At 61.6% G+C, this 25763-nt stretch carries 29 protein-coding genes, 1 tRNA gene and 2 riboswitches; of the genes, 14 read left to right on the top strand and 16 right to left on the bottom strand.

Features of this window, described 5'->3' with window-relative positions:
* Window positions 1-9 precede the first annotated feature (9 nt).
* The 3 genes from B5E41_RS28330 (at window position 10) to sufA (ending at window position 2160) form a co-directional block, all read left to right on the top strand.
* On the top strand, window positions 10-1251 hold the full coding sequence (locus B5E41_RS28330; protein ID WP_088396991.1) for a cysteine desulfurase: 1242 nt from the start codon (window positions 10-12) through the stop codon (window positions 1249-1251).
* 12 nt (window positions 1252-1263) lie between these two features.
* Entirely contained in the window at window positions 1264-1644 is a 381-nt protein-coding gene (locus B5E41_RS28325) for an SUF system Fe-S cluster assembly protein (protein ID WP_064802814.1), read from the top strand.
* Window positions 1645-1767: 123 nt separating this feature from the next.
* The gene (gene sufA / locus B5E41_RS28320; protein ID WP_064802812.1) at window positions 1768-2160 is read left to right on the top strand and encodes a Fe-S cluster assembly scaffold SufA; all 393 of its coding nucleotides are present in this window, start codon (window positions 1768-1770) and stop codon (window positions 2158-2160) included.
* An 82-nt stretch (window positions 2161-2242) separates the two neighbouring features.
* Here the strand turns inward: sufA and B5E41_RS28315 are convergent, their stop codons facing one another.
* The 6 genes from B5E41_RS28315 to gcvT form a co-directional block, all read right to left on the bottom strand.
* Entirely contained in the window at window positions 2243-2866 is a 624-nt protein-coding gene (locus B5E41_RS28315; RefSeq protein ID WP_088396990.1) for a hypothetical protein, read from the bottom strand.
* A gap of 152 nt (window positions 2867-3018) precedes the next feature.
* Window positions 3019-3324: a flagellar basal body rod C-terminal domain-containing protein gene (locus tag B5E41_RS28310; protein ID WP_088396989.1), complete on the bottom strand. Its 306-nt coding sequence runs from the start codon at window positions 3322-3324 to the stop codon at window positions 3019-3021.
* Between the two features lie 138 nt (window positions 3325-3462).
* A complete protein-coding gene (locus B5E41_RS28305) occupies window positions 3463-4503 on the bottom strand; it encodes a GH25 family lysozyme (RefSeq protein ID WP_088396988.1) in 1041 nt (346 codons plus the stop codon).
* A 208-nt stretch (window positions 4504-4711) separates the two neighbouring features.
* Window positions 4712-7576, bottom strand: coding sequence for an aminomethyl-transferring glycine dehydrogenase (gene gcvP / locus B5E41_RS28300; RefSeq protein WP_088396987.1), 2865 nt, complete (start codon window positions 7574-7576; stop codon window positions 4712-4714).
* Window positions 7576-7938 carry a glycine cleavage system protein GcvH gene (gene gcvH, locus B5E41_RS28295; RefSeq protein ID WP_064802805.1) on the bottom strand — a complete coding sequence of 121 codons (363 nt, stop codon included), beginning with the start codon at window positions 7936-7938 and terminating at the stop codon, window positions 7576-7578. Before gcvH ends, gcvP begins: the two co-directional genes overlap by 1 nt.
* Before the next feature lie 27 nt (window positions 7939-7965).
* Entirely contained in the window at window positions 7966-9102 is a 1137-nt protein-coding gene (gene gcvT / locus B5E41_RS28290) for a glycine cleavage system aminomethyltransferase GcvT (RefSeq protein WP_088396986.1), read from the bottom strand.
* Window positions 9103-9177: 75 nt separating this feature from the next.
* Window positions 9178-9258, bottom strand: a riboswitch (glycine riboswitch).
* Window positions 9259-9351, bottom strand: a riboswitch (glycine riboswitch). It lies immediately after the preceding riboswitch.
* A 158-nt stretch (window positions 9352-9509) separates the two neighbouring features.
* Here gcvT and B5E41_RS28285 point away from each other — a divergent pair.
* Together B5E41_RS28285 and B5E41_RS28280 are read left to right on the top strand one after the other, a co-directional pair.
* A complete protein-coding gene (locus B5E41_RS28285) occupies window positions 9510-9890 on the top strand; it encodes a hypothetical protein (protein WP_064802801.1) in 381 nt (126 codons plus the stop codon).
* Window positions 9891-9963: 73 nt separating this feature from the next.
* Complete coding sequence (locus B5E41_RS28280) at window positions 9964-10983, top strand: copper chaperone PCu(A)C domain-containing protein (protein ID WP_088396985.1); 1020 nt, start codon at window positions 9964-9966, stop codon at window positions 10981-10983.
* A gap of 62 nt (window positions 10984-11045) precedes the next feature.
* On the opposite strand, the gene B5E41_RS28275 is transcribed toward B5E41_RS28280, so the two are convergent.
* Entirely contained in the window at window positions 11046-11312 is a 267-nt protein-coding gene (locus tag B5E41_RS28275; RefSeq protein WP_088396984.1) for a hypothetical protein, read from the bottom strand.
* Between the two features lie 119 nt (window positions 11313-11431).
* Between B5E41_RS28275 and crcB the strand changes: the two genes are divergently transcribed.
* The 7 genes from crcB to B5E41_RS28240 all read left to right on the top strand — a co-directional run bounded on the left by crcB (window position 11432) and on the right by B5E41_RS28240 (window position 16945).
* Entirely contained in the window at window positions 11432-11809 is a 378-nt protein-coding gene (crcB, locus tag B5E41_RS28270) for a fluoride efflux transporter CrcB (RefSeq protein ID WP_088396983.1), read from the top strand.
* 87 nt (window positions 11810-11896) lie between these two features.
* On the top strand, window positions 11897-12895 hold the full coding sequence (locus B5E41_RS28265; protein WP_088396982.1) for an RluA family pseudouridine synthase: 999 nt from the start codon (window positions 11897-11899) through the stop codon (window positions 12893-12895).
* Complete coding sequence (locus tag B5E41_RS28260; RefSeq protein WP_088396981.1) at window positions 12892-13545, top strand: HAD-IA family hydrolase; 654 nt, start codon at window positions 12892-12894, stop codon at window positions 13543-13545. The genes B5E41_RS28265 and B5E41_RS28260 overlap by 4 nt, the downstream gene beginning before the upstream one ends.
* A 9-nt stretch (window positions 13546-13554) precedes the next feature.
* Window positions 13555-14340, top strand: coding sequence for an ATP12 family chaperone protein (locus B5E41_RS28255; protein ID WP_088396980.1), 786 nt, complete (start codon window positions 13555-13557; stop codon window positions 14338-14340).
* 67 nt (window positions 14341-14407) lie between these two features.
* The gene (locus B5E41_RS28250; protein WP_088396979.1) at window positions 14408-14866 is read left to right on the top strand and encodes a calponin homology domain-containing protein; all 459 of its coding nucleotides are present in this window, start codon (window positions 14408-14410) and stop codon (window positions 14864-14866) included.
* A gap of 35 nt (window positions 14867-14901) precedes the next feature.
* Window positions 14902-16434 (top strand): acyl-CoA carboxylase subunit beta, encoded by a 1533-nt coding sequence (locus B5E41_RS28245; RefSeq protein WP_085859574.1) that lies wholly within the window; start codon window positions 14902-14904, stop codon window positions 16432-16434.
* A 118-nt stretch (window positions 16435-16552) separates the two neighbouring features.
* A complete protein-coding gene (locus B5E41_RS28240; RefSeq protein WP_064802783.1) occupies window positions 16553-16945 on the top strand; it encodes a DoxX family protein in 393 nt (130 codons plus the stop codon).
* Window positions 16946-16986: 41 nt separating this feature from the next.
* Here B5E41_RS28240 and sugE read toward each other — a convergent pair whose 3' ends face one another.
* The 8 genes from sugE to lipB all read right to left on the bottom strand — a co-directional run bounded on the left by sugE (window position 16987) and on the right by lipB (window position 24249).
* Window positions 16987-17301: a quaternary ammonium compound efflux SMR transporter SugE gene (gene sugE, locus B5E41_RS28235; RefSeq protein WP_064802781.1), complete on the bottom strand. Its 315-nt coding sequence runs from the start codon at window positions 17299-17301 to the stop codon at window positions 16987-16989.
* 154 nt (window positions 17302-17455) lie between these two features.
* Entirely contained in the window at window positions 17456-17923 is a 468-nt protein-coding gene (locus B5E41_RS28230) for a YaiI/YqxD family protein (RefSeq protein WP_064802779.1), read from the bottom strand.
* A gap of 10 nt (window positions 17924-17933) precedes the next feature.
* Window positions 17934-18407, bottom strand: coding sequence for a GNAT family N-acetyltransferase (locus B5E41_RS28225; RefSeq protein WP_088396978.1), 474 nt, complete (start codon window positions 18405-18407; stop codon window positions 17934-17936).
* The gene (locus tag B5E41_RS28220) at window positions 18407-19534 is read right to left on the bottom strand and encodes an S-(hydroxymethyl)glutathione dehydrogenase/class III alcohol dehydrogenase (RefSeq protein WP_088396977.1); all 1128 of its coding nucleotides are present in this window, start codon (window positions 19532-19534) and stop codon (window positions 18407-18409) included. Before B5E41_RS28220 ends, B5E41_RS28225 begins: the two co-directional genes overlap by 1 nt.
* 75 nt (window positions 19535-19609) lie before the next feature.
* Complete coding sequence (locus tag B5E41_RS28215) at window positions 19610-21619, bottom strand: acetyl-CoA carboxylase biotin carboxylase subunit (RefSeq protein WP_088396976.1); 2010 nt, start codon at window positions 21617-21619, stop codon at window positions 19610-19612.
* A 107-nt stretch (window positions 21620-21726) separates the two neighbouring features.
* Window positions 21727-22431 (bottom strand): hypothetical protein, encoded by a 705-nt coding sequence (locus B5E41_RS28210; protein WP_064802771.1) that lies wholly within the window; start codon window positions 22429-22431, stop codon window positions 21727-21729.
* Window positions 22432-22528: 97 nt separating this feature from the next.
* Window positions 22529-23449, bottom strand: a complete 921-nt coding sequence (locus tag B5E41_RS28205; RefSeq protein ID WP_088396975.1) for a DMT family transporter — start codon at window positions 23447-23449, stop codon at window positions 22529-22531.
* 80 nt (window positions 23450-23529) lie between these two features.
* Window positions 23530-24249, bottom strand: coding sequence for a lipoyl(octanoyl) transferase LipB (gene lipB, locus B5E41_RS28200; protein ID WP_088396974.1), 720 nt, complete (start codon window positions 24247-24249; stop codon window positions 23530-23532).
* Window positions 24250-24430: 181 nt separating this feature from the next.
* Here lipB and B5E41_RS28195 point away from each other — a divergent pair.
* Window positions 24431-24515: transfer RNA gene (locus B5E41_RS28195), tRNA-Leu, on the top strand.
* A gap of 259 nt (window positions 24516-24774) precedes the next feature.
* Entirely contained in the window at window positions 24775-25419 is a 645-nt protein-coding gene (locus B5E41_RS28190) for a methyltransferase family protein (RefSeq protein WP_088397006.1), read from the top strand.
* 153 nt (window positions 25420-25572) lie between these two features.
* Here B5E41_RS28190 and B5E41_RS28185 read toward each other — a convergent pair.
* On the bottom strand, window positions 25573-25763 hold a 191-nt coding region (locus B5E41_RS28185), incomplete at its 5' end, for a transposase (RefSeq protein ID WP_176439443.1).

The raw sequence follows: 25763 nt of genomic DNA, 5'->3' as shown, positions 1-25763 counted from the left end.
GATATAACAATGGACAAGATCGTGCCGGCCACGCCATACGACGTCGAAGCCATCCGCCGGGATTTTCCGATCCTGGCGGAGAAGGTGCATGGCAAGCCGCTGGTCTATCTCGACAACGGCGCCTCGGCCCAGAAGCCACAGGTGGTGATCGACGCCATCTCGCATGCCTACGCCCATGAATATGCCAATGTGCATCGCGGCCTGCATTATCTCTCCAATGTCGCGACGGATGCCTACGAGGCTGCGCGCGAGAAGGTGCGCCGCTTCCTCAACGCCCCTTCGGTCAACGACATCGTCTTCACCAAGAATTCGACCGAAGCGATCAATACGGTCGCCTACGGCTGGGGCATGCCTCAGATCGGCGAAGGTGACGAGATCGTCCTGACGATCATGGAGCACCACTCCAACATCGTGCCCTGGCACTTCATCCGCGAGCGGCAGGGCGCGAAACTGGTCTGGGTGCCTGTTGACGACGAGGGCGCCTTCCATATCGAGGATTTCGAAAAGAGCCTGACGGAGCGCACCAAGCTCGTCGCCATCACCCATATGTCGAATGCGCTCGGCACGATCGTTCCGGTCAAGGAGGTCTGCCGCATCGCCCATGAGCGCGGCATTCCGGTCTTGATCGACGGCAGCCAGGGCGCCGTGCATCTGCCGGTCGACGTGCAGGATATCGATTGCGACTGGTATGTCATGACCGGCCACAAGCTCTACGGCCCATCCGGCATCGGTGTACTCTACGGCAAGAAGGAGCGGCTCTCGCAGATGCGCCCCTTCCAGGGCGGCGGCGAGATGATCTTCGAAGTCGCCGAGGACGCGGTCACCTACAACGATCCGCCGCATCGCTTCGAGGCAGGCACGCCGCCGATCGTGCAGGCGATCGGGCTCGGTTATGCGCTCGACTTTATGGAGAAGATCGGCCGCGAGGCGATCGCCCGGCATGAGGCCGATCTTGCAGCTTACGCAGCCGAGCGCCTCCGGTCGGTCAATTCGCTGCGGATGTTCGGGACGGCGGCCGGCAAGGGGAGCATTTTTTCCTTCGAGCTTGCCGGCCTCCACGCCCATGACGTCTCGATGGTGATCGACCGGCAGGGAATTGCCGTGCGGGCCGGCACGCATTGCGCCATGCCGCTCTTGAAACGCTTCGGCGTCACCTCCACATGCCGTGCATCGTTCGGCATGTACAATACCCGCGCCGAGGTCGATGCGCTGGCTGATGCGCTTGATTATGCGCGCAAGTTCTTTGCCTGAGGAGTGTCCGTGATGAGCCTGGACGAAAGCGAACAGAAGATCGACGTGCGCGAAGGCATCGTGCATTCCAGCATCCCGGCCGATGAACTGGCGCGGCTGAGCGATGACGTCATCGCCGCGCTGAAGACCGTCTACGACCCGGAAATCCCTGCCGACATCTTCGAACTCGGCCTGGTCTACAAGATCGACATCGAGGACAACAGGATGGTGAAGATCATGATGACGCTGACCGCGCCCGGCTGCCCGGTTGCCGGCGAGATGCCGGGCTGGGTGGAGAATGCCGTTGGCGCCGTCGAAGGTGTGTCGGGCGTCGAGGTCGAAATGACCTTCGATCCGCCATGGACGCCGGACCGCATGTCCGAGGAGGCGCAGGTCGCCGTCGGCTGGTACTGAACCGGTACTGAGCTGCGCTAGTACGCAGTACCGCGCGCGGTATTGATCCGTTTACCTCGGGCGACTACATTTGATTCACGAAGCACCGGATCTTGACCCCGGTTGTGGAAGGAGATGAAGCCGATGGGCTTTGCAGTGATGAGCATGACGGACGGGGCTGCCGCTCGCGTCAAGGCGATCGTCGAAAATTCCGGACCGGAAGCGAAAGGGGTTCGTGTCGGCATCAAGAAGGGCGGCTGCGCCGGGATGGAATATACCATCGACCTGGTGACCGAGCCGAATGCCAAGGACGATCTGATCGAGCGCGACGGCGCCAAGGTCTGGGTCGAACCCTCAGCCGTACTTTACCTGCTCGGCACCGAAATGGGTTTCGAGCAGACGACGCTCCGCTCCGGCTTCACCTTCACCAACCCCAACCAGACATCGGCCTGCGGCTGCGGTGAATCCGTAGAACTGAAACCCGCCGATCTCGCTGCCCTTGCTGCACAGCGCCAAAACGAGCCGGCGCATTCCTGACATCGCTCTCACACGCTGAAATTAGCCGCTATCCGTTCCTGATGAAGCCGGTTTGGCTCCGTTAAGATCGCGGCTTTCTATTTTATGGATGAGCAAAACGAGGCGCTGCACCACAGGCTGCGTCTTGTTCGGCGGTGCCTGTCGCGAAAAACGATGGCGATTGGGATCGGGTCTCGATTTGCATGAGAGAAACGACGCGGCAGTCCGAAGGATTTTTCTCGGCTAACCGAACACCCAGGTTGGTGGAAAATATGGGGTCCGGGTTCCACCGCTCGTAGCGCCCAGTGCCGAGGAGTACATCTCGCTCGGCAAGAAATGCCGTCCTCAGTTGGTTTTCTTCGCCTGCCGAGATCGGCTTTGCTCCCTGAGCGAGTTCGAGTTTGCACGCACGTCGCGATTTGCCATGATCGGGTGGATACTCGATTTCCACGACAACGAATCGAGCTCCGGGAACCTCCCAGCGCTGTTCAGCCATTTTGTACCCATGCAGAAGCGGAAAGGGTACCCCATGTGCGGTCACCGGGGCCGCCGTTCTAACGTCACGCCCAAGGTCGCGTAGTCCTGTTGCATCAAAGTCTTTGCCCGTCTCCATGGCAATTCGACAGCGTGTGAACAGGTCACGCCAAACACCGAAAAGGTCTTCGTTAGCGCCAGCACTGGTTATCAGGGCCAAATTCAGAAGAATTGATAAGGTGGTGCGGCGCAAACGGAATTCTTTCCTGAGATGATGTGTAAGCGCGTAACGGGCAATTCCGCTAACAGAGCGGCTGATTTCGCGACGGCCGGCGCAATCGGCAGATCGACATAGGTCCGATGCAAAGCAGATTTATAACAGCACGACGAGTTTGAGAGTCGCATTCAGTCGCGCTTAATGCTCATCAGCATTTCCCACATGTCCGCGCCGGTCTCGAAGACCACTGCGTTCGCCTTGTTGGCCTGTTCGGCTTCGATGAGATCGGTTAGTTCGGTGGCCGGGTCGACATCCGACCCCGTCGGGCTGACTGTCGCCTGGACGCCGCCTGATGCAGCGGCGGTGAGGCTGGTGTTCAGCCTTGCGTAGTCAGGCGTGCTGCTATTTGCGACGTTGTTGGCGATCGCGCCGATCCGCATCGTCTGCGCCCGCATTCCCGAAAGAGCAGTGTTGGTAATCCCGGATATGCTCATCAGCCGTTTCCCCAGAACTGGATGATCGTCTTTTACCTGCAAGCATTTAGGGAATGCTGAAGGCATTGCGTTAGCAAAGACCTAGCGGATACGCGTTCGGTCGTTTCGCCTGTTCCGGAGTGGCACGGCGGGCCATCGCTATCGCGACGCCACCCAATCGTGCCAGTCGCTTTCGCTGCCGTTGAAGACGTTGAGGTCGATCTTGCCGTCGACGCCGTCGGATAGGCCGGAGCCGGAATATTGCCAGAACAGCCACTTGCGGCCGGGATAGACCTTGGAGGGGTGAGCGGCGACCGAGCGCAGCCAGAAGGGATAGTCGAGCATCTGGCCCTTCAAATTGTCGCGGTAGAAGTCCGGTGCCGTGTAGATGATCGGGCGCTGGCCATAATGACGCTCCAGCTTGTCCATGAAGACCTGCATCTTTTCCCGGACGCGGGCGGGGGAAATGCGCCGCTTGCAGCTCGATTCGCCGTTCCATTCGACGTCGATGACCGGCGGAAGCGCGTTGGCTTCCTTCGGAACGTTGCGGATGAACCAGTCGGCCTGTTCGCCGGCCGTCCGGCACCAGTAGAAGAAGTGATAGGCGCCGTGTTTCAGGCCGGCTTCCTTGGCGCGGCGCCAGTTCTTCCTGAACATCGGATCGAGGTGATCGCCGCCATCCGTCGCCTTGATGTAGACGAAGTTGGCCCCCTGCTGCCTGAGAGTTTCCCAATCGATCTCGCCCTGCCAGCGCGAGACGTCGACGCCATGCACGGCAAGTTTTCTCGGTGACGTCCTGCCGAAGTTGATCGGCTTGGCGTCGCGGAAGCGGTGGCTATAAATCCGCGAGCGCGTCGGTGATTTCGAGCCTGGATCCGGGTCGATCCCCGGATTGGCTGGCATCAACATCGCAACCGGCCTTTCCGTCGGCATCGGCATGCCAACCGGTCTTTCCGCCGGCACCAGCGCCTGCGGTTCCGGAACCGGTCCCGTCCAGCTCAATGCTTCCTGCGGCGGGCTTGCCTGTGGGGCGGCTTCGCCAACGGCGGCGGCCGGTATCGGACCGCTCGGCTTCGCGATGGCGTTTGTGGTTTCCTTGGACGGTACAGGGGTGAGCACGTCTTCGGCGCCAGAGCTCGTGGAGCATCCCGACAGGATCACGGCGGCGAGGAGAATTGCTGATACAGCCGATGAACGCATAAGAACCTGCACGCAAACCAAGATCGACGGTGACGTTTTCGGCAAGGAAAATTGCCCATTTTGAATTGCTAACAGAGACTTGCTAAGAAAGGTTAAATTTGAATCCAATGCCGCGAAAGGTACATTTGGTTCATTGCGCCGGTTGCAACCTGCGCAAGGCGGCGTGTTAGCCCTCCCGAACGGCGCGGGAGGGCCTGTGCAATTGCTGTTATTCCGCAGCCTCTGCGTAGCTTTCCACCGGCGGGCAGGTGCAGATCAGGTTGCGGTCACCGTAGACATTGTCGACGCGGTTGACCGGGGACCAGTATTTGTCGACGCGGAAGGCGCCGGGCGGGAAGCAGGCCTGTTCCCGGCTGTAAGGCCGATCCCATTCGCCGACGAGGTCTTCCACCGTGTGCGGGGCGTTCTTCAGCGGGTTGTTGGCCTTGTCCATGCGGCCGTCCTCGATGGCACGGGCTTCCTCGCGGATCGCCAGCATCGCCTCGCAGAAGCGGTCGAGCTCGGCCTTGGTCTCGCTTTCCGTCGGCTCGATCATCAGCGTGCCGGCGACCGGCCAACTCATGGTCGGCGCATGGAAGCCGCAGTCGATCAGGCGCTTGGCGACGTCGTCGACGGTCACGCCTGAACTGTCGACCAGCGGGCGGGTGTCGATGATGCATTCATGCGCGACACGGCCGGTTTTCGACTTGTAGAGCACATCGTAAGCGCCCTTCAGCCGGGCGGCGATATAGTTGGCGTTGAGGATCGCCACCTTGGTCGCCTGCGTCAGACCTTCGCCACCCATCATCAGGCAATAGCTCCAGGAGATCGGCAGGATCGACGCCGAGCCGAAGGCTGCGGCCGAAACGGCACCCGGCCGGCCGTCGGTCTCCGGGTGGCCCGGCAGGTGCGGCGCCAGATGCGCCTTGACGCCGATCGGGCCCATGCCGGGGCCGCCGCCGCCGTGCGGGATGCAGAAGGTCTTGTGCAGGTTGAGGTGGGAAACGTCGGAGCCGATGTCACCGGGGCGTGACAGGCCGACCATGGCGTTCATGTTGGCGCCGTCGAGATAGACCTGGCCGCCGTGCTGATGCACCAGTTCGCAGATTTGCTTGACCGTCTCTTCGAACACGCCGTGCGTCGAGGGATAGGTGATCATGCAGCAGGAGAGATTGGCCGCGTGCTCCTCGGCCTTGGCGCGGAAATCCTCCATGTCGATGTCGCCGTTTTCGCGCACCTTGATGACGACGACCTTCATGCCGGCCATCTGCGCTGAGGCAGGGTTGGTGCCGTGTGCCGAAGTCGGGATCAGGCAGACGTCGCGATGGCCTTCGCCATTGGCGATGTGATAGTTGCGGATCGTCAATAGGCCCGCATATTCGCCTTGCGCGCCGGAATTAGGCTGCATCGAGAAGGCGTCGTAGCCGGTGACCGCGCAGAGTTTTTCGGTGAGATCATCAAGCATCTCGCGGTAGCCGAGCGCCTGGTCTGCCGGCACGAAGGGATGGATATCGGAAAATTCCGGCCAGGTGATCGGCAGCATTTCCGCCGTGGCATTGAGCTTCATCGTGCAGGAGCCGAGCGGGATCATCGCACGATCGAGCGCGAGGTCGCGATCGGACAGCCGGCGGATGTAGCGCGTCATTTCGCTTTCGGCCCGGTTCATGTGGAAGATCGGATGAGTGAGATACTCGCTGGTCCTGAGCAGGCCCTTCGGCAGGCGGTAGGACGGCTCGAAATCGGCGATCTTGAAATTGCCGCCGAAGGCGCGCCAGACGGCTTCGAGCGTCGCGGGGCGCGTGCGCTCGTCGAGGCTGATGCCGATTCCGGTTTCGCCGACCTTGCGCAGATTGACGCCCTCGGCGACGGCGGCGCGCAGGATCAGGCCCTGCATGTGGCCGACATCGACGGTGATCGTGTCGAAGAAGCTTTCGGGCTCCACCTTGTAGCCGAGCTTTTCCAGGCCCTTGGCCATCAGCACGGCTTTCTGGTGCACCTGCTGGGCGATCGCCTTGATGCCCTTCGGACCGTGGAAGACGGCGTACATCGAGGCCATGACGGCGAGCAGTACCTGGGCAGTGCAGATGTTCGATGTCGCCTTTTCGCGGCGGATATGCTGCTCGCGGGTCTGCAGCGATAAGCGGTAGGCGCGGTTGCCGCGGGCATCGACGGACACACCCACGAGGCGGCCGGGCATGGAACGCTTAATGGCGTCCTTGACCGCCATATAGGCGGCATGCGGACCGCCGTAGCCGACGGGAACGCCGAAGCGCTGCGAGGAGCCGATGGCGATATCGGCGCCCATTTCGCCGGGCGATTTCAAGAGCGTCAGCGCCAGGATATCGGCCGCGACCACAGCGATGGCGCCGGCCTGGTGCAGGCGTGCGATCAGGCCAGTGAAATCATGCACGTGACCATGGGTGCCGGGATACTGGAAGATCGCCCCGAAGACGTCGACGGGATCGAGATCGGTGAAGGGATTGCCGACGATGACCTGCCAGCCGAGCGGCTCGGCGCGGGTGCGGATGAGGGCGATGGTCTGCGGATGGCAGTCGGCATCGACGAAGAAGGCCTTCGCCTTCGACTTGGAGACGCGCTCGGCCATCGCCATCCCTTCGGCGGCGGCGGTCGCCTCGTCGAGCAGCGAGGCGTTGGCGACATCGAGGCCGGTCAAGTCGCAGACCATCGTCTGGTAGTTCAGGAGCGCCTCGAGACGGCCCTGGCTGATCTCGGGCTGATAGGGCGTATAGGCTGTATACCAAGCAGGATTTTCCAGGATGTTGCGCTGGATGACCGGCGGCGTGATTGTGCCGTAGTAACCCTGGCCGATCAGCGAAACCAGCACCTTGTTCTTGTTGGCCGTCTCGCGCAGCTTGTCGAGCGCCTCACGCTCGGTCATCGGCGCGCCCCAGACGAGCGGCGCCTGCTGACGGATGGCGGACGGCAGCGTCGCGTCGATCAAGCCGTCGAGGCTGCTATAGCCGATCACCTTCAGCATGTCGGTCATTTCGGCCGGCGAGGGGCCGATGTGACGGCGATTGGCGAAATCGTAGGGCTGATAGTCGGTGAACTGGAATTCGGTCGGCGTCGTCATTACGCGGTGAGCTCCTTGTAGGCGGCCTCGTCGAGCAGGCCGTCGGCATCGGCGGGGTTCTTGAGCTTGAGCTTGAAGAACCAGCCGGCGCCTTGAGGATCGGAGTTGATGAGCGAGGGATCGGCAACGATCGCTTCGTTGACCGCGGTGATCTCGCCGTCGAGCGGACAATAGACCTCTGAGGCTGCCTTGACGGATTCGACGGTTGCCGCATCGTCGTTCTTCGCAAAGCTCTTGCCGACTTCGGGCAGTTCGACGAAGACGAGATCGCCGAGCTGTTCGACGGCGTAGGTGGTGATGCCGACGGTTGCGACATCGCCGTCGAGTTCGAGCCATTCATGTTCAGCGGTAAATTTCAGCATGGAAAAATCCTTTCGGAAAACAGGGTTTCAGCGTTTGTAGGTCGGCGTCACGAAGGGCAGGGCGGAGACAACGACGGGCAGGAACTTGCCGCGCACTTCGGCATAGACCTGGGTGCCTGCCGCCGCATGCGAGACCGGCAGATAGCCCATGGCGACGGGACCTTCGACGCTGGGGCCGAAGCCGCCCGAGGTGACTTCGCCGATTTCGGTCTGGCCCTCGGCATCGGCATAAAGCCTGGCATGGCCGCGCACCGGCGCCTTGCCTTTCGGCTTCAGGCCGACACGGCGGCGGGCGGCGCCGTTTTCGAGTTCGGAGAGGATGCGGCCGGAGCCCGGAAAACCGCCGGCGCGTGCGCCGCCGGCGCGGCGCGCCTTCTGGATCGCCCATTCGAGTGCAGCCTCGACCGGCGAGGTGGTGGTATCGATGTCGTTGCCATAAAGGCAGAGGCCGGCTTCCAGTCGCAGGGAGTCACGGGCGCCGAGGCCGATCGCCTGGACGTCCGGATGTTCAAGCAACCGCATCGCGACATCTTCGGCCTTGTCAGCTGGGACCGAGATTTCGAAGCCGTCCTCGCCGCTATAGCCGGAGCGTGAGACAAGGCAGGAAACGTCATGCAGGCGGCAGTGGCGCACATCCATGAATTTCATCGCCGCGACGTCGGCCCAGAGTTCGGCGAGAACCTCGACCGCACGCGGTCCCTGCAGCGCGATCAGCGCGCGGTTCAAAGGGGTGATGTCGCACTGGTCGGCGATATGGGCCTGCAGATGGGCGAGATCGGCCTCCTTGCAGGACGCGTTGACGACGACGAAAAGGTGATCATCGAGATGGGTGATCATCAGATCGTCGAGAATGCCGCCGGTATCGTCGGTGAAGAAGCCGTAGCGCTGGCGGCCTTCCGGGAGCCCGAGAATATCGACAGGCACCAGGCTTTCGAGCGCCAACGCCGCATCCTCGTAGCTGCCCGACTTCGCCTTCACGATGACCTGGCCCATGTGGGAGACGTCGAAGAGGCCAGCCTCGGCGCGGGTATGAAGATGTTCCTTCATGACGCCCGCCGGATATTGCACCGGCATGTCGTAACCCGCAAACGGCAGCATGCGGGCGCCGAGCTGGAGATGCAGGGCATGCAGCGGGGTTTTCTTCAGGGCAGCAGTATCGTCCAAACGACGCCTCCGGGGTTTGCGCCTTTTGCTAAGGCGCGGGCTCAAATCTGAAGGCGCGGCTGCGCGCTTCTCTCCTGAGCCCCCTCTGTCCCTTTGCCTGAGATTGTTATCCCTTCGGCGAGCGTTTCGAGAACGCTTCTCTCCAGAGTTCCGTCTGCCCCCTTGCTGGTCCTTTGGCCTGAGAGTTTCCGGGGCGGTTGCTCCTTCGGCACCGGTGGCACAAGCACCGGATTCTCCCAACAGGGTTGGCCGCAATTATCCGGCGGGCGCAGCGCTTGGCAAGGCCAAATGTCGTGACCTGACAAATTTTTGTCGCCATAGTCAGGGGAGGGCGCGATCTGCGGCAAATCTGCTTTTGCATTCGGCTGGGAAAACGGCTATCGCGACATGCTGTTGAAGGGGATCTCATGCGGCGGACAGGACTGAAAGCGACGCTCTTCCTGCGCATGCTTTGCGCCTTGGGCCTGCTTTTGCTCGGATTCGCCCATCAAGCGCCGCAGGCTATCGCTTCCGATGGTTATGATGCCGCGGCCTACATGCTGCCGGATGGCACCTTTGCCTCGCTCTGCGTCACCGTGAAGGAGGCCGAAGGCAAGACTGTCGGTTTCAAGCCGAATTGCGAAGCCTGCCGGCTGTCTGCCTCGGTGATTCTGCCGACACCGGATGCGTGTTCGTGGCTCGAGCGCAAGCTCGCCTCGCTCGTCAATGCCCCGATCGAGGCCGCAGCCGTTGCCGGCGTCAGCGCCGTCAGCCGGGCAAATTCGCGTGCGCCTCCTTCCCTCATCTGATCTGCCTCCGCAAACTAAGATGCAGAATGCCGGTTCGCCCAAAAGAAGATCGCGGCCGGCGAGGAGATATCCGATGAAAACAATCAAGACTTTCGCGCTTGCCGCGCTTCTTTCCGCAACCGCCTTCGCCGGCGCCGAGGCGCATGTCAGCTTCCTCGACCGCGAGGTGCCGCTGGACACCACGATTCTCGCCACGCTGCAGGTGCCGCATGGCTGCGATGGCAAGGCGACCACGGAAGTGCGGGTGAAACTGCCGGAAGGTTTCGTCTTCGCCAAACCGCAGCCAAAGGCTGGCTGGGAGCTCGAAGTGATCAAGGGCGACTACCAGAAGACCTACGACAATCATGGCGACAAGGTGAAGGCAGGCGCCATCGAGATCCGCTGGAAGAACGGCAATCTTTCTGATGATTTCTACGATACCTTCGTCATCCAGGGGAAGGTTTCGGGCGTCGAAGCCGGCAGCTCGCTCGCCTTTCCGGTGACGCAGCTGTGCGGCGATGTGGTCACGGCCTGGGATCAGGTAGCAACGGCCGGCGGCGATGCGCATGAGCTGAAAAGTCCGGCGCCGCTGCTGAAAGTGGTTGCCGGCGAAGATCATGGCCACGACCATGATGACATGGCTGGGATGAGCATGCCCGGCATGGACACGACCGGCAAAGCCGGCATGGACATGTCCGCCATGGCGGCTGGGGCGCAGGCCGGAGAAACGGTCAAGGCCGGCGACCTTGAAATCTCCGGCGCCTTCGCCAAGGCGATGCTGCCCGGCCAGCCGGTCGGCGGCGGCTTTTTCACGGTGAAGAACAACGGCAAGACGGATGATCGCCTGGTATCGGTGTCTTCCCCGGTGGCCGGCGAGGTTCAGATTCACGAGATGGCGACGAAGGACAATGTCATGCGGATGCGCCAGCTGAAGGATGGCGTCGCCATTGCCGCGGGCGAGACCCTAAAGCTCGAGCCCGGCAACCTGCATCTGATGTTCCAGAAGGTGAAGACCCCGTTCAAGCAGGGCGATACGGTGCCGGTGACGCTGAGCTTCGAGAAAGCCGGCAAGATTGACTTGGTGTTGCAGGTACTTTCGGCGCAAGGCAAGTGAGTACAGGCCGGTTAAGACAGAAAAGCCCGCGACGCGGGCTTTTCGCTGGAAAGGCGGTTTTCTTAGACGTCTTCGTAGGACTGCAGCGCCTGCTTGAGGCCGGCCTGCGGCTGGCGATTGCCCTTCTCCATCAGATCGAGCGCCACTTCGGTCGACTGGATGATGCTGGCGGGATCGTCGATTCCCTCGGTGCCTTCGACCTTCGACTGCCGGTCGGCGAGACGGCGCGCATCGCGGGCGGCGGTGCTCGTGGCGACGCGCTGCGGTATTCTCAGCGTTTCCAGGGCAATGGCGGCGGTGCTTGCCGAAATGGACAGGAGCTGGGTCATGCCGGCACAGTATCGACAGGATCTTGGCGCCGGCATAAGAAAGTCGCTGGCATTTTACTGAATTGAAAGAATTTTAGTCCGTCACGTTCGGATGCGTCTCAAACTCGGATATCCCGCCCATGATCCAGGCTCTCCTCGTCGCCGTCGGCGGCGCCATCGGTTCCGTCCTCAGATATTTTGTCGGCCAATGGGCGCTGAGGCTGATGGGGCCGGCCTTTCCCTGGGGGACTCTCGCCGTCAATGTCGTCGGCTGTTTCGCCATCGGTGTCTTCGCCGAACTGGTCGCGCGGAAGTTCAACGCATCGGTGGAACTGCGCCTGCTGCTGATCACCGGTTTTCTCGGCGGCTTCACCACCTTCTCGGCTTTCTCGCTCGACGCCATCTCGCTCTTCGAACGCGGCGAGACGGTCGCCGGCGGCATCTACATAGCAGCCAGCGTCGGCCTTTCGATGGCGGCAGTGTTCGCGGGCCTCGCTATCATGCGTGCTTTGGTCTGATTCCGATTTCCGTTTTGCATGAAAATGCTCTAAGGCTGCGGCCAGAACGCCGGCTTGGCCCGCGCTGCAATTTCCGAAAGACTATTCATGGCTGGCATAGAACATATCAAGGTTGAACTCGACGAGGCGGGCATGCGGCTCGATCGCTGGTTCAAGGTGCATTTTCCCGGGCTCGGCTTCGGTCCGCTGCAGAAGCTGCTGCGCTCCGGCCAGATACGCGTCGACGGCGGACGCGTGAAATCGGATGCACGCGTGCAGCCCGGCCAGACGGTGCGCGTGCCGCCGCTCGACGTCGATGCAAAGCTGAAATCCGGTCCGATCGCCGGCAAGGATCTCAAGCATTCCAGCGATTTCGAACTCCTGTCGCGCATGGTGCTGCATGAGGACGAAAAGGTGATCGTCCTCAACAAGCCGCCCGGCCTTGCCGTGCAGGGCGGCTCCGGCGTCGCCAGACATATCGACCAGATGCTCGATGCCTGGACCAGCCCGAAGGGCGAGAAGCCGCGCCTCGTCCATCGCCTCGACCGCGACACGTCAGGCGTGCTCGTCATCGCCCGCACCCGGGGTGCGGCACAGAAGCTGACGGCCGCCTTCCGCGAGCGCGATACGAAGAAGACCTATTGGTCTCTGGTGAAAGGGGTGCCGCGCAAGCGTGAGGACAAGATTTCGACCTGGCTCGTCAAGGAGCCGACGGCCGACGGCGACCGCATGCGCATCGCCAAGCATGGCGAAGAGGGCGCCGATCATGCCGTGTCCTACTACCGCATCGTCGAGACGGCGGCGCAACGTCTCGCCTGGCTGGAGATGGAGCCCTATACGGGGCGCACCCACCAGCTTCGTGTCCATGCCTTGCACATCGGCCATCCGATCATCGGCGATCCCAAATATTTCGACGACGATCCGAACTGGGATTTTCCCGGCGGTATCCAGAAGCGGCTGCATCTCCACGCCCGCCATATCGACATTCCGCATCCCTCGGGCGGCCGGCTGCGCGTCACCGCGCCTTTGCCGCCGCACATGGTGCAGAGCTGGAACCTGCTCGGCTTCGATGAAAATTCGGCCCCTATCCTGGACGACGAAGCATGAAACTTGCGCTCTTTGATTGCGACGGCACGTTGGTCGACAGTGCCGGGCTCATCCACGAAACCATGCGCCGCACTTTCGAGAAGTTCGGCAAGGCGGAGCCTCGATTTGTCGACACCAAGGCCATTATCGGCCTGTCGCTGGATATCGCTATCGCCCGCATGCAGGGCAGGCCGCATGTCGAGCAGGAAGACATCGACATAACGGCGCATTACAAATCGCTGTTTACGATCGTGCGTAGGGATCTCGACCACAGAGAGCCGCTGTTTGCCGGCATCCGCGAGATGATCGACGCGATCAGCGGCCGCGAGGATCTGCTGATCGGGGCGGTGACCGGCAAATCGCGGCGCGGGCTGAAGCTGGTGATGGAGACGCACGGCTTCGACAAGCATTTTATCGTTGCGCGCACCGCCGACGACTGCCCCTCCAAGCCGCATCCGGCCATGGTGACGGAATGTTGCGACGAAACCGGGATGAATGCCGCCGATACCATTGTCATTGGCGATGCGGTTTACGATATGCAGATGGCAAAGGCTGCCGGCGCCAAGGCGATCGGTGTTGCCTGGGGCTATGCCAGCGTGGATGAGCTGATCGCCAACGGCGCCGATGCGATCGCCTACCATCCGAACGAGATATTGCGCCATTTTTCCTGAGGTGAGCCCATGCGCGATCTGCTGAACGATCTTTCCGAGGGCCTGAGCCATCCCGATCCCATCCGCCGGGCCCAGATCCAGATGAAGAAGCCGCTGCCGAAGCGTTTCTATACCGACGTGGCGGTCAGCGAGGACGAGGGCAGCTTCGCGATCACGCTCGACGGCAAGTCGGTGCGCACGCCGGCACGGCAGGTTCTTGCCGTTCCCACAGAGGCGCTCGCACGGCTTGTCGCCGCCGAATGGCGGGAGCAGGGCGAGGAAATCGATCCGACCACCATGCCGGTGACCCGGCTGGTCAACACTGCGCTCGACGGCGTGGCAACCAATACGCAGGCGATCTTCGAAGATATTCTCCGCTTTTCCTCGAGCGACCTCATCTGCTACCGCGCTGACGGGCCGGAGCTGCTGGTCGAGCGCCAGAGGCAACGTTGGGACCCGATTATCGACTGGGCGGCCAGCGATCTCGGCGCCCGTTTCATTCTCGTCGAGGGGGTGATGCATCACGAACAGCCGCGTGAGGCGACCGCGGCCTTTGCCGTGACGCTGGCGCGGCATCAGAGTCCGATGGCGCTCGCCGCCCTCCATACGGTCACGACGCTGACCGGCTCGGCGATCCTGGCGGTTGCCTTGGCCGAGGGCCGGGTGACGGTGGGGGAGGCGTGGTCGCTTGCTCATCTCGACGAAGACTGGACGATCGAGCATTGGGGGCGCGACGAAGAAGCCGAGGAGCGAAGAGCCAAGCGCTTTGCCGAGTTCAAGGCGGCAGCGGATGTTTTTTTCGCCCTAAGCGCCTGAAACATATTGCCTTCTCAGACATTATGGCGAAATCTGCGACTCCAACGGGGTGGTGCGGGATTTTGCGATGGATTGGCTGAGGTCGTGTTTTTGCCGGACCGTGCTCGTCTGTATTGCGCTGACGGCCTGCGGCAGCCTCTCGGCCAACAAGCCGAAGGCGCCGCTCTATGATGTGCGCAGCGCCGTCGTTCTCTCCGGCCCGAACATCCCGGCCGAGTTGCTTGCCGGAATCAACGACCGCGTCAATGCCGCGATCAATGCAACGATGCGCGACACCGTGCTGCCGCGGGTGGTGCTGACAATTCGCGTGGTTTCGATTCAAAAGGGACTCGGTTTCCAAAAGGACCGCAACGTCGCCAAAATCAGCGTCGACGCGGCTTCGGTCGAGGATGGCTCGGTGATCGCCGTCAGCGCCTTCGACGTAACCAGTATCGCCGCCGATCCGAAACTTGCCGACGACATCATGGCCGAGGACGTCGCTGCGCGGATTCGCTCGGTTTTCTCACTTAGCGGACGCAACCGCTAGCGCATTCGACCGCGAGAGCGGCGAGGAGAGATCGCATGAAGGAAATTCTCGAGGAACTGGAACGCCGCCGCGGCATCGCCCGCCTCGGCGGCGGGAAGGAGCGCATCGATGCTCAGCACAAGCGCGGCAAGCTGACGGCGCGTGAGCGCATCGACCTCTTTCTCGACGAGGGCTCCTTCGAAGAGTTCGACATGTTCGTGGAGCACCGCTCCACCGATTTCGGCATGGATAAGAGCCGTATCGCCGGCGACGGCGTCGTCACCGGGTGGGGCACGGTCAACGGCCGCACGGTCTTCGTCTTCGCCAAGGACTTCACCGTCTTCGGTGGCTCGCTTTCGGAAGCGCATGCGGAGAAGATCATGAAGGTGCAGGACATGGCGCTGAAGAACCGCGCGCCGATCGTCGGCATCTACGATGCCGGCGGCGCCCGAATCCAGGAAGGTGTGGCGGCCCTCGGTGGCTACGCCGAAGTCTTCCAGCGCAACGTGCTGGCCTCCGGCGTCATCCCGCAGATATCGGTGATCATGGGTCCCTGTGCCGGTGGTGACGTCTATTCGCCTGCCATGACCGATTTCATCTTCATGGTGCGCGATACCTCCTACATGTTCGTCACCGGCCCCGACGTGGTGAAAACTGTGACCAACGAGACGGTGACGGCCGAAGAGCTCGGCGGCGCCGTGGTGCATACGGTGCGCTCGTCGATTGCCGACGGCGCCTATGAGAATGATGTCGATACGCTGTTGCAGGTGCGCCGGCTGATCGATTTCCTGCCGCTTTCGAACACTTCGCCGTTGCCGGAGATCGAATGTTACCAGTCGGTGACCGAGACCGATGCGTCGCTCGACACCCTGGTGCCGGCGAGCGCCAACAAGCCCTACGATATCAAGGAACTCATCCGGAAGGTGGCGGACGAGGGGGATTTCTTCGAGATCCAGGAGAGCTTTGCCAAAAACATTGTCTGCGGCTTCGGCCGCGTCGAAGGCTCCACCGTCGGTTTCGTCGCCAACCAGCCGATGGTGCTGGCCGGCGTGCTCGACAGCGACGCCTCGCGCAAAGCGGCGCGCTTCGTGCGCTTCTGCGACTGCTTCAACATTCCGATCGTCACCTTCGTCGACGTGCCGGGATTTCTGCCGGGTACGGCGCAGGAATATGGCGGCCTGATCAAGCATGGCGCCAAGCTGCTCTTCGCCTATGCCGAGGCGACGGTGCCGAAGCTCACCGTCATCACCAGGAAAGCCTTTGGTGGCGCCTACGACGTGATGGCGTCAAAACATCTGCGGGGCGACCTGAACTATGCCTGGCCGACGGCGCAGATCGCGGTGATGGGCGCCAAGGGCGCGGTCGAGATCATCTTCCGCAAGGATATTGCCGATCCGGAGAAGATCGCCGCCCATACGAAAATGTACGAGGACAGGTTCCTCTCGCCCTTCGTCGCTGCAGAGCGCGGTTATATCGACGAGGTGATCATGCCGCATTCGACCCGGCGGCGGCTGGCGCGCGGACTGAAGATGCTGCGCAACAAGGATCTCGCCAATCCCTGGAAGAAACACGACAACATCCCGCTCTGACATTTGGCCGCGTGTTGCTTGCTGTCGAAAAAGTGAACGGCCGTCAGCGATCCGTGTGTTCAATCAGGGCCGGGGACGGGCTAACGCTCGGCTGCAATTTCTTTAATGGAGAGGTTTAATGTCAACTTTCGAGCGTCTTTCCGCCTATCGCCCCTATGGGCTGGCCGCTCTCAGAATCATCACCGCGCTGCTGTTTATCGAGCACGGCACCATGAAGCTTTTCGCTTTCCCGGCTGAACAGATGGCGGGCTCGCTGCCGCCGCTGATGCTTTTCGCGGCTCTTCTGGAGCTTGTCGGCGGGCTCCTTATTCTCATTGGCCTGCTGACGCGGCCCGTGGCCTTCCTGCTGGCCGGCGAAATGGCGGTCGCCTATTTCATGGCGCATGCGCCGAAAAGCTTCTTCCCGGCCCTCAACCAGGGCGACGCGGCAATTCTGTTCTGCTTCGTCTTCCTCTACCTGTTCTTCTCGGGTGCCGGCGCTTTCTCCGTCGACAACCGCAAGGCAGCTTGAGCGATTGCAGAGGGGCGTCGACGACGCCCCTCAAACTTATTTCAGGCTGTCAGCTTGAGACCGGCGATGCCGCCGACGATCAGCATGATGCAGGCAAGGCGGGAGACGCTTGCCTGATCGCCGAGCAGCCAGATACCGAGGAGCACGGTGCCGACCGTGCCGATGCCGGTCCAGACCGCATAGGCGGTGCCGATCGGGAGGTGCTTCACTGCCAAGCCGAGCAGCACGACGCTCACCACCATGGAAATGACGGTCAGCGTCGTCGGCAGCGGCCGCGTGAAACCCTCGGTGTATTTAAGGCCGATCGCCCAGCCACATTCGAAAAGACCAGCGAGAAAAAGCAGAAACCAGGCCATACGCCTCTCCGTATTCAAGAGCGAGGCCGTCCCCGCGACGGTTGCATCCTTGGGATGCCGCAGTCGTCTGCGATGGAATCTATATGCGTGAGGAAGCGGCCGGCTTCAAGATAAGAATCGGCATGGCGGCCATGCCACCCGTTTCTTGCCGGCCCTATGACCTGCCACCGGCCTCACCGGAAAGGTTCTTGGCGCGGCGACAGAGGCGATCGAACGTCTCGAGAAAACGCGAGCGGTCCTTCGGGCTGAAGGCGGCATTATAACCTTTGCTTTCCCCGGTTTCCCGCAAATGCGCACCGAGATCGCGCATGGCGCTCGCCATGCCGATATTGGTCTCGTCGAAGACACGTCCGGTCGGACCACTGACGAAGGCGCCAGTCGCGACGCAGCGCACGGCGAGCGGCACGTCGGCAGTAACGACGACGTCGCCCGTGCCGGCGCGCTCGGCGATCCAGTTGTCGGCGGCATCGAAAGCGTTGGAAACGATGACGTTGTGGACCATCGGATCGCGGGACGGGCGCAGGCCGGAATTGGCGACGAAGGTGACCTCGAGGCCGTGGCGTTCGGCAACCTTCAGAACTTCCGGCTTCACCGGGCAGGCATCGGCGTCGACATAGATCATGGCAGTGTCCTCATACCGGCTGACTGGCCGGCTGTCTGACCATATCGATATGGGGAATGCCGTCTTCCAGATATTCCTGCGACGTCCCGACAAAACCGAAGGATTCGTAGAAGCGGCGCAGATGGGCCTGCGCCGACAAGGCGATCGGATTTGCCGGATAAAGCCGCTCACAGGCGGCGATTGATTCGCGCATCAATGCATCGCCCAGACGTTTGCCGCGATGGGCAGGCGAGACGACGACGCGGCCGATCTTTGACGGGTCCTGCGGCTCATGCGGTTTCAGGATCCGCACCGCCGCCAGGAGGTCACCGCCCTCCAACAGTCTAAGATGCACGGCATCGATGTCCTTGCCGTCGAGTTCCGGATAGGGACAGTTCTGCTCGACGACGAAGACATCGACGCGCATTCGAAGGAGATCGTAGAGCTCCCGCGCGGGGAGCTCATCGAAATGCCTGAGATCGACTTGGTAGTTGGCTGCCGCCATCAGTAGACCACCACGCCACGGATGCTCTCGCCCTTGTGCATCAGCTCGAAGCCCTTGTTGATGTCTTCGAGCGGCATGGTGTGGGTGATCATCGGATCGATCTGGATCTTGCCCTGCATGTACCAGTCGACGATCTTCGGCACATCGGTGCGGCCGCGGGCGCCGCCGAAGGCGGTGCCCATCCAGTTGCGGCCGGTCACCAGCTGGAACGGCCGCGTCGAGATTTCCTGGCCGGCGCCGGCCACGCCGATGATGACCGATTTGCCCCAGCCGCGATGCGAAGCTTCCAGCGCCTGGCGCATCACCTTGGTGTTGCCGGTGCAGTCGAAGGTGTAATCGGCGCCGCCGATCAGGTCGCCATTCCGCTTGGTCATGTTGACCAGATAGGGCACGATGTCGTCGCCGACCTCCTTCGGATTGACGAAATGCGTCATGCCGAACTTCTCGCCCCAGGCCTTGCGATCCGGGTTGATATCGACGCCGATGATCATGTCGGCGCCGGCAAGCCGCAGGCCCTGCAGCACGTTCAGGCCGATGCCGCCGAGCCCGAAGACGATCGCCGTCGAACCGATCTCGACCTTGGCGGTGTTGATCACCGCGCCGATGCCTGTGGTGACGCCGCAGCCGATGTAGCAGACCTTGTCGAAGGGGGCGTCGGGATTGATCTTGGCCAGCGCGATCTCCGGCAGCACCGTGTAATTGGCAAAGGTCGAGCAGCCCATATAGTGATGGATCTTGTCCTTGCCGATCGAAAAGCGCGAGGTGCCGTCCGGCATCACGCCCTGACCCTGGGTGGCGCGGATGGCGGTGCAGAGATTGGTCTTGCGCGACGTGCAGGAATAACATTCGCGGCATTCGGGCGTATAAAGCGGAATGACGTGGTCGCCCTTCTTGACCGAGGTCACACCCGGACCGACATCGACGACGATGCCGGCGCCCTCATGGCCGAGAATGGCCGGGAACAGGCCTTCCGGATCTGCTCCCGACAGGGTGAAATCGTCGGTGTGGCAGATGCCGGTCGCCTTGACCTCCACCAGCACTTCGCCGGCATTCGGCCCTTCCAGCTGCACGGTCATCACTTCAAGCGGTTTTCCGGCCTGAACGGCTACGGCGGCGCGAACGTCCATCTTCCTATCTCCTACTGACCTGTCGGTTCCCAACTGCTTGTATCGGCCAAGCTTGACATGGCCGGCGAGCCGGGCTCAAGCGAATTCCATGATGACAGCGTCGACGGCCAGGCTTTCGCCGGCGGCGGCATTGATCTTCGAGACGACGAGATCGCGGTCGGCGCGCAAGACGTTTTCCATCTTCATCGCCTCGATGATTGCAAGCGTCTCACCGGCCTTGACCTCCTGACCCTCGGCGACCGCGATGGACACGACGAGGCCGGGCATCGGGCAGAGCAGGAGCCTGGAGGTATCCGGCGGCAGCTTCACCGGCATCAGCCTGTCGAGTTCCGCATGGCGCGGCGAAAAGACCTTGGCGGTCACCGACAGTCCCTGCCAATCGACGCGCAGGCCGTTGAGGACGGGACGGATCTGCGCGGCAATATCCTGGTCGCCGACCCTGCCGCTCCAGACCGGATCACCCGGTCTCCAATCGGTGACAACGCTCCGGCTTTCGCCCTCGATCTCCATCTCCATATCGAAAGGAATGGTGACGAGGCCATCGAGCAATCTGACAGCGACGTAGTTCCCAGCTGTTTTGACCACCCAATGCTCCCGCAGCGTGGCCGATGCGGCGCGCAGGCGATCGGCGAAACGTTCGCGGCGGTTCGCTTCGATGAGCGAGGCAGACAGCGCGATTGCGGCAAGCGTGGCTTCCTCCTGCCGGTCCGGCTTCATCGGCGCGAAACCGTCAGGATATTCCTCGGCAATAAAGCCGGTCGACAGCCGGCCCTCGCGCCAGCGCGGATGTTTCATCAGCGCCGACAGGAAGGGAACATTGTGCTCGATGCCGTCGACGACGAAGCCGTCCAGGGCCTGGCCCATGGCCTCGATCGCTTCACTGCGCGTCGGCGCCCAGGTGCAGAGCTTGGCGATCATCGGATCGTAATACATCGAAATCTCGGCGCCCTCGAAAACGCCGGTATCGTTGCGAACGACAATGTTGCCGGTCCTGCCTTCCGCCGGCGGGCGGTAGCGCGTTAGGCGGCCGATCGAAGGCAGGAAGTTGCGGTATGGATCTTCGGCATAAAGCCGGCTTTCGATCGCCCAGCCATTGAGCCTGATAGCCTCCTGGCTGAAGCTCAGCGGCTCTCCCGCGGCGATGCGGATCATCTGTTCGACGAGATCAATGCCGGTGACGAGTTCGGTCACGGGATGCTCGACCTGCAGGCGGGTGTTCATTTCTAGGAAGTAGAAATTGCGGTCGCGGTCGACGATGAATTCGACCGTGCCGGCGCTCTGGTAGTCGACGGCCTTCGCCAGCGCCACCGATTGTTCGCCCATGGCCTCGCGAGTTTTTTCATCGAGGAAAGGTGAGGGTGCCTCTTCCGCCACTTTCTGGTTCCGACGCTGGATCGAGCATTCCCGCTCGCCGAGATAGACGACGTTGCCATGCGCATCGGCCAGCACCTGGATCTCGATATGGCGCGGCTCAACGACGAATTTCTCGATGAAGACGCGGTCGTCGCCGAAGGAGCTCTTCGCCTCGGAGCGGGCGCGCTCGAAGCCGTCGCGCACCTCGGCCTCGTTCCAGGCAATGCGCATGCCCTTGCCGCCGCCGCCGGCAGACGCCTTGATCATGACCGGATAGCCAATCCCGCCGGCGATCGTTTCCGCATGCGCGGCATCCTCGATGACACCGAGATGGCCCGGCACGGTGGAGACGCCGGCCGCATTGGCGAACTTCTTCGATTCGATCTTGTCGCCCATCGCCATGATGGCCTTCGGCTTCGGGCCGATGAAAACGATGCCCTGCTTTTCCAGCTCGGCGCAGAAAGAGGCGCGCTCGGAGAGAAATCCGTAACCAGGATGCACCGCCTCGGCGCCGGTCGCCTTGCAGGCGGCGATGATCTTTTCGGCAACCAGATAGCTTTCCGACGCTGCGGCGGGGCCGATATGGACGGCCTCGTCGGCCATTTCGACATGCAGCGCATCCCGATCCGCATCCGAATAGACCGCAACGGTCGAAATGCCCATGCGGCGCGCCGTCTTGATCACGCGGCAGGCGATCTCGCCGCGATTCGCGATCAGGATTTTCTTGAACATCGAGACTCCACCCAGAAATGCGTCCCGGAGTTTTACGCATAAAACACCGGAACGCACAATCGGGCTTGGAGCCGGCAGGCGGGAGACGTGAATTGCGCCGCCGAGTGTCAGGCGACGGCGGCTTCCGCGACGGATTCCTCGTCGACGATGCGCAGCCAGCGGCTGCGCCGCGGTTCCGGTCGATCGCGCAGGGTGACGGCAGCCATGATCCCAGCCCAGTGAGGATGGTTGGCGCCCGGCAGCGTTGCCTGCTCGATCTGATGGAGGACACCATATTCAGCCGGCGATACGGCGATGACGCCGCCTGCGGCGATGCTTCTGAAGATGCGCATCGCAAAATCGACGTCCTGGCGTGTGATGTTCTTGCGGTCGACAGCGCGCGACAGCTTGTAGCCGCCGATGCCGTCGGTGATCGCCAGCCGAAGCTGGTCGAGGGCAAGCGCTCTCAATTCACCCGGCACATCGGCCGAAATCTCCATGACGTGGAGAATGAGCTCGAGCTCCAGCGCCGAGTTGACGACGCCGTCGGTCGTGAACATGCGCATGATCCAGGCAACGTTGATTTCGTCAAGCGAGCCCTGTGGATAGGTGTAATGGACGATGAAACCGGCGATCTGCTCCACGAAGAAAGCGTTCCACTCGGCACATTTTTCGGGACAGGAATTGTTGAGCGCCAACATTGCGACGACATCCTGAGACGTCCGGATCCCCTCGGGGAAAGCATGTTTGCGCAGCAGCACGATATCTTCGGCCGTCAGCCGATGCTTGCCGGCCACGACGCAGGCCGGAAAAGCGAGACGGAATTCGCTCATGTTTTAACTCCAGGCTTCATCATGAAGCCGGAAACCGTTTTAGCGGCTGCGAATTGACGATCCCTCAAGAAGAGGAGTTAACCCGCTGTTGCGGATATCAGGACGATTTTAGCGACTGTGCCTGCAGCCGCTCGCGCCAGATGATGAAGAGGCCGGATGTGACGATGATTAAAATGCCGATCCATTTGGAGAAATTCGGGAAATCATTGAACAGCGCATAGCCGAGCACGGTGGCCGAGATGATCTCGAAATATTGAAACGGGGCAAGCAGCGACAGTGGTGCAAGCCGGAAAGCCCGCACCACCAACATATGCGCATACCCCGAGATCGAGCCGAGGGCGACAAGCAGCGCAAGGCCGAGGCCGGAGGAGGGCAGGGAAATGGCGAAATCCCCATTGCCGGCGCTGCTGCCGACGAGCAGGGCGGCCGCCATGAAGATCGTTCCGCCGATGCCGGCCATCGTCTGCATGGTGAGCGGTGAATCAGCCTCGCCGATCGCGCGATTGAGGAAAAGATAGAGCGAGAAGAGAAAGGCGCAAGCTACCGGCAGCAGCGCCTTCAGGCCGAAAATCTCGTAACTCGGCTGGATGACGATCATCGCGCCGCCGAAACCGACGACGATCGCCATCCAGCGCCGCCAGCCGACCTTCTCTCCGAGGAACAGGGCCGACATGGCGGTCAACATGAAGGGCTCGACGAAATAGATGGCGAAGACATCGGCAAGCGGCATATATTTGACGGCGACGAAAAATAGCAGGCTCGCCGCCCCATGCAGTACGCCGCGCAGCAGATTCATCCACGGCCGCTTGGCGGAAAGCGCCTTGCGTCCAAAAACGACAAAGAGAATCGGCAGGGTGCAGGCGATCTGGAAGAAGAAGCGGTAGAAGGTGACCTGACCCGGCGACATCGATTCAAAGGTCGCCATGTATTTGGCGATGGCATCCATGATCGGCAGGATGAACATAGCGCCGGACATGATGGCCATGCCCTGCAGGGAATCTTGATGGGGCTTTGACATGGCTGCCGATTCTTGTGGGAACGGCGTCCATCAATCACGGGAAAGCCGGGCAAATCAAGCCCGTGAAACCGCTCAAGCAGTCAGAGATCATTCGCCGTTTCACCGAAAACCGTCTCGAACGCGGCGCGCAGCCGGATGTCGACATCCGCTATCATGACGGGAAGGCCGAGATCGACGAGGCTGGTGACGCCATAGGCCGATATCCCGCAGGGCACGATGCCGCTGAAATGATCGAGATCGGGATCGACGTTGAGCGACAGGCCGTGGAAGGTCACCCATTTACGCAGCCGGATGCCGAGGGCGGCAATCTTGTCTTCAGCCATCGTGCCGTCCGGCAGCAACGGCTTTTCCGGGCGGCGGACCCAGACGCCGACGCGATCCTCGCGCCGCTCGCCGCGCACGTTCATCATGTCGAGCGTGCGGATGACGACCTCCTCGAGAGCGGCGACAAAGGCGCGTACGTCCTGGCGCCTGCGCTTCAGGTCGAGCATGACATAGGCGACGCGCTGACCGGGTCCGTGATAGGTATATTCACCGCCACGTCCCGTCGCAAAGACCGGAAAGCGATCCGGCTGGACGAGGTCGCCCGCATTGGCGCTGGTGCCGGCGGTATAGAGCGGCGGATGCTCGACGAGCCAGACAAGTTCGTCGCCGCCTTCTCCGATCGCCGCCACCTCGCGCTCCATCGTCTCCACCGCCGCCTCATAGGCAATGAGTCCATCGGCGATACGCCAGCGCACCGGCCGAGTGCCGAGTTTCGGGAGCATCGAGAATTCGAGATCGGTGCGAAGCATGGCCATTCCTTGCCGCCTGTCCGAAATGCCTGACGATATAGGGCGGCAGGAGACCTATATGGACCCGTTTTCCGGCCAATTCAAATGCCGTGAGAGGTTTTCAAAAAAACTGTGATATCGCCCTTGTGCACCCCAAATGCTTTTGCTACATGCTGCCCCGCCGACGCAAATCGGCACCTACCACGATGCGGTCGTGGCGGAATTGGTAGACGCGCAGCGTTGAGGTCGCTGTGGGGCAACCCGTGGAAGTTCGAGTCTTCTCGACCGCACCATCCCTTTCAGGGAAACGCTCGCCGAGCGATAATTTCCGTATCCCTTGATCAGCCTGTGACCAGCCCGTGGCCATGATCGCTGCCATTTCTGCAAAGGATCGGCAGAGCATAGCGCATCGAGCGAACCATGCGAAAAACGATTCGGCTCATCGGGCGATGCGCTCGAACTGCGAGATGTCGGGCGGTGGTTTAACCCATTATTAGTTTTGCCGAATACATAAGACGGTACAATTTCATAGCTGCGGAAGTCTTGGGGATGATGGAAAAGAAAGAGGCGGCAAGCTGGTCATTCCTCGATCCATATTTCATTCTCGACATTATCGAGAAGGTGCTCTTGGGCTATCTCTTCGTTGCGATCGTCATGCGCGTCGTGCCCCAGATGCAGGACGATCGGGCGGTCATCGACTGTCTGCTGTTGATTTCGGAAGGAGCCGCCGCCTTTCTGATCCTGACGCGCCGGCCGACTCGGAACGCATCTTTGCGCCTCTTCGACTGGGCGGTCACCGCGGTCGGGACGCTCTTCCCGCTGCTGGTCACGCCTTCGGCAGTGCTGCCGCTCGCACCGCTCTGGTTCTGTTTTCTGGCAATGTTGCTCGGTTTCCTGCTGCAGATATCGGCAAAGCTGGTACTGCGGCGAAGCTTCGGCCTGGTGCCGGCAAATCGCGGCGTGAAGATCGGCGGGCCCTACAGGTTGATCCGCCATCCGATGTACGCAGGTTATCTGCTGACGCATGTCGGCTTCTTCCTGGCCCATCCGAGCTTTTGGAATTTTGCCATTTATGCCACGGCACTTGCGGCACAGTGTCTACGCCTTCTTGCGGAAGAGCGCCTGCTCAGGGAGGATCCTGTTTACGCTGCCTTCATGGCTACGACCCGTTACCGGCTCGTTCCATTCGTGTTCTGAGGCCAGACAGATCCTGTTTAGAATGAAAGGGGCCGATTTTCCGGCCCCTCAGGCTGCTGACAAACCCCGTCATTTTTTGGCGGGGTTTTGTTTTGTATTGATATTGGTGGCTTGAACGACTTGCGATGGCGGGCTTTCGGAGGCGTCATCGCCTCATGCGGGCGTTGGTTTTGGTGCCGTTGTGAGGGCCATCGCGATCTTCTTGATGTTCTGCGCTGCGGCTGCCAGCAGGCACTGGCATGCGACGCGGATTTGACTTCGGAAGCGGGCATAGCGATGTCCGTGAAGCTGTTTGGCATCCGCGAAGGAGCGTTCGACCGTCTCCTTTCGCCGCTTGTAGATTG

Origin of the sequence: Rhizobium esperanzae, from assembly GCF_002204185.1 — a bacterium.
Classification (GTDB): Bacteria; Pseudomonadota; Alphaproteobacteria; order Rhizobiales; family Rhizobiaceae; genus Rhizobium; species Rhizobium esperanzae.
The sequence above is the reverse complement of the archived record's forward strand: the minus strand, read 5'-3'. Positions and strand labels throughout refer to the sequence as shown.

What these genes read in the sequence shown, in the direction of transcription:
- B5E41_RS28330 (WP_088396991.1), top strand. Translation starts at nt 10, where the DNA reads ATGGACAAGATCGTGCCGGCCACGCCATACGACGTCGAAGCCATCCGC.
- B5E41_RS28325 (WP_064802814.1), top strand. Translation starts at nt 1,264, where the DNA reads ATGAGCCTGGACGAAAGCGAACAGAAGATCGACGTGCGCGAAGGCATC.
- sufA (WP_064802812.1), top strand. Translation starts at nt 1,768, where the DNA reads ATGGGCTTTGCAGTGATGAGCATGACGGACGGGGCTGCCGCTCGCGTC.
- B5E41_RS28310 (WP_088396989.1), bottom strand. Translation starts at nt 3,324, where the DNA reads ATGAGCATATCCGGGATTACCAACACTGCTCTTTCGGGAATGCGGGCG.
- B5E41_RS28305 (WP_088396988.1), bottom strand. Translation starts at nt 4,503, where the DNA reads ATGCGTTCATCGGCTGTATCAGCAATTCTCCTCGCCGCCGTGATCCTG.
- gcvP (WP_088396987.1), bottom strand. Translation starts at nt 7,576, where the DNA reads ATGACGACGCCGACCGAATTCCAGTTCACCGACTATCAGCCCTACGAT.
- gcvH (WP_064802805.1), bottom strand. Translation starts at nt 7,938, where the DNA reads ATGCTGAAATTTACCGCTGAACATGAATGGCTCGAACTCGACGGCGAT.
- B5E41_RS28285 (WP_064802801.1), top strand. Translation starts at nt 9,510, where the DNA reads ATGCGGCGGACAGGACTGAAAGCGACGCTCTTCCTGCGCATGCTTTGC.
- B5E41_RS28280 (WP_088396985.1), top strand. Translation starts at nt 9,964, where the DNA reads ATGAAAACAATCAAGACTTTCGCGCTTGCCGCGCTTCTTTCCGCAACC.
- B5E41_RS28275 (WP_088396984.1), bottom strand. Translation starts at nt 11,312, where the DNA reads ATGACCCAGCTCCTGTCCATTTCGGCAAGCACCGCCGCCATTGCCCTG.
- crcB (WP_088396983.1), top strand. Translation starts at nt 11,432, where the DNA reads ATGATCCAGGCTCTCCTCGTCGCCGTCGGCGGCGCCATCGGTTCCGTC.
- B5E41_RS28265 (WP_088396982.1), top strand. Translation starts at nt 11,897, where the DNA reads ATGGCTGGCATAGAACATATCAAGGTTGAACTCGACGAGGCGGGCATG.
- B5E41_RS28260 (WP_088396981.1), top strand. Translation starts at nt 12,892, where the DNA reads ATGAAACTTGCGCTCTTTGATTGCGACGGCACGTTGGTCGACAGTGCC.
- B5E41_RS28255 (WP_088396980.1), top strand. Translation starts at nt 13,555, where the DNA reads ATGCGCGATCTGCTGAACGATCTTTCCGAGGGCCTGAGCCATCCCGAT.
- B5E41_RS28250 (WP_088396979.1), top strand. Translation starts at nt 14,408, where the DNA reads ATGGATTGGCTGAGGTCGTGTTTTTGCCGGACCGTGCTCGTCTGTATT.
- B5E41_RS28245 (WP_085859574.1), top strand. Translation starts at nt 14,902, where the DNA reads ATGAAGGAAATTCTCGAGGAACTGGAACGCCGCCGCGGCATCGCCCGC.
- B5E41_RS28240 (WP_064802783.1), top strand. Translation starts at nt 16,553, where the DNA reads ATGTCAACTTTCGAGCGTCTTTCCGCCTATCGCCCCTATGGGCTGGCC.
- sugE (WP_064802781.1), bottom strand. Translation starts at nt 17,301, where the DNA reads ATGGCCTGGTTTCTGCTTTTTCTCGCTGGTCTTTTCGAATGTGGCTGG.
- B5E41_RS28230 (WP_064802779.1), bottom strand. Translation starts at nt 17,923, where the DNA reads ATGATCTATGTCGACGCCGATGCCTGCCCGGTGAAGCCGGAAGTTCTG.
- B5E41_RS28225 (WP_088396978.1), bottom strand. Translation starts at nt 18,407, where the DNA reads ATGGCGGCAGCCAACTACCAAGTCGATCTCAGGCATTTCGATGAGCTC.
- B5E41_RS28220 (WP_088396977.1), bottom strand. Translation starts at nt 19,534, where the DNA reads ATGGACGTTCGCGCCGCCGTAGCCGTTCAGGCCGGAAAACCGCTTGAA.
- B5E41_RS28215 (WP_088396976.1), bottom strand. Translation starts at nt 21,619, where the DNA reads ATGTTCAAGAAAATCCTGATCGCGAATCGCGGCGAGATCGCCTGCCGC.
- B5E41_RS28210 (WP_064802771.1), bottom strand. Translation starts at nt 22,431, where the DNA reads ATGAGCGAATTCCGTCTCGCTTTTCCGGCCTGCGTCGTGGCCGGCAAG.
- B5E41_RS28205 (WP_088396975.1), bottom strand. Translation starts at nt 23,449, where the DNA reads ATGTCAAAGCCCCATCAAGATTCCCTGCAGGGCATGGCCATCATGTCC.
- lipB (WP_088396974.1), bottom strand. Translation starts at nt 24,249, where the DNA reads ATGGCCATGCTTCGCACCGATCTCGAATTCTCGATGCTCCCGAAACTC.
- B5E41_RS28190 (WP_088397006.1), top strand. Translation starts at nt 24,775, where the DNA reads ATGGAAAAGAAAGAGGCGGCAAGCTGGTCATTCCTCGATCCATATTTC.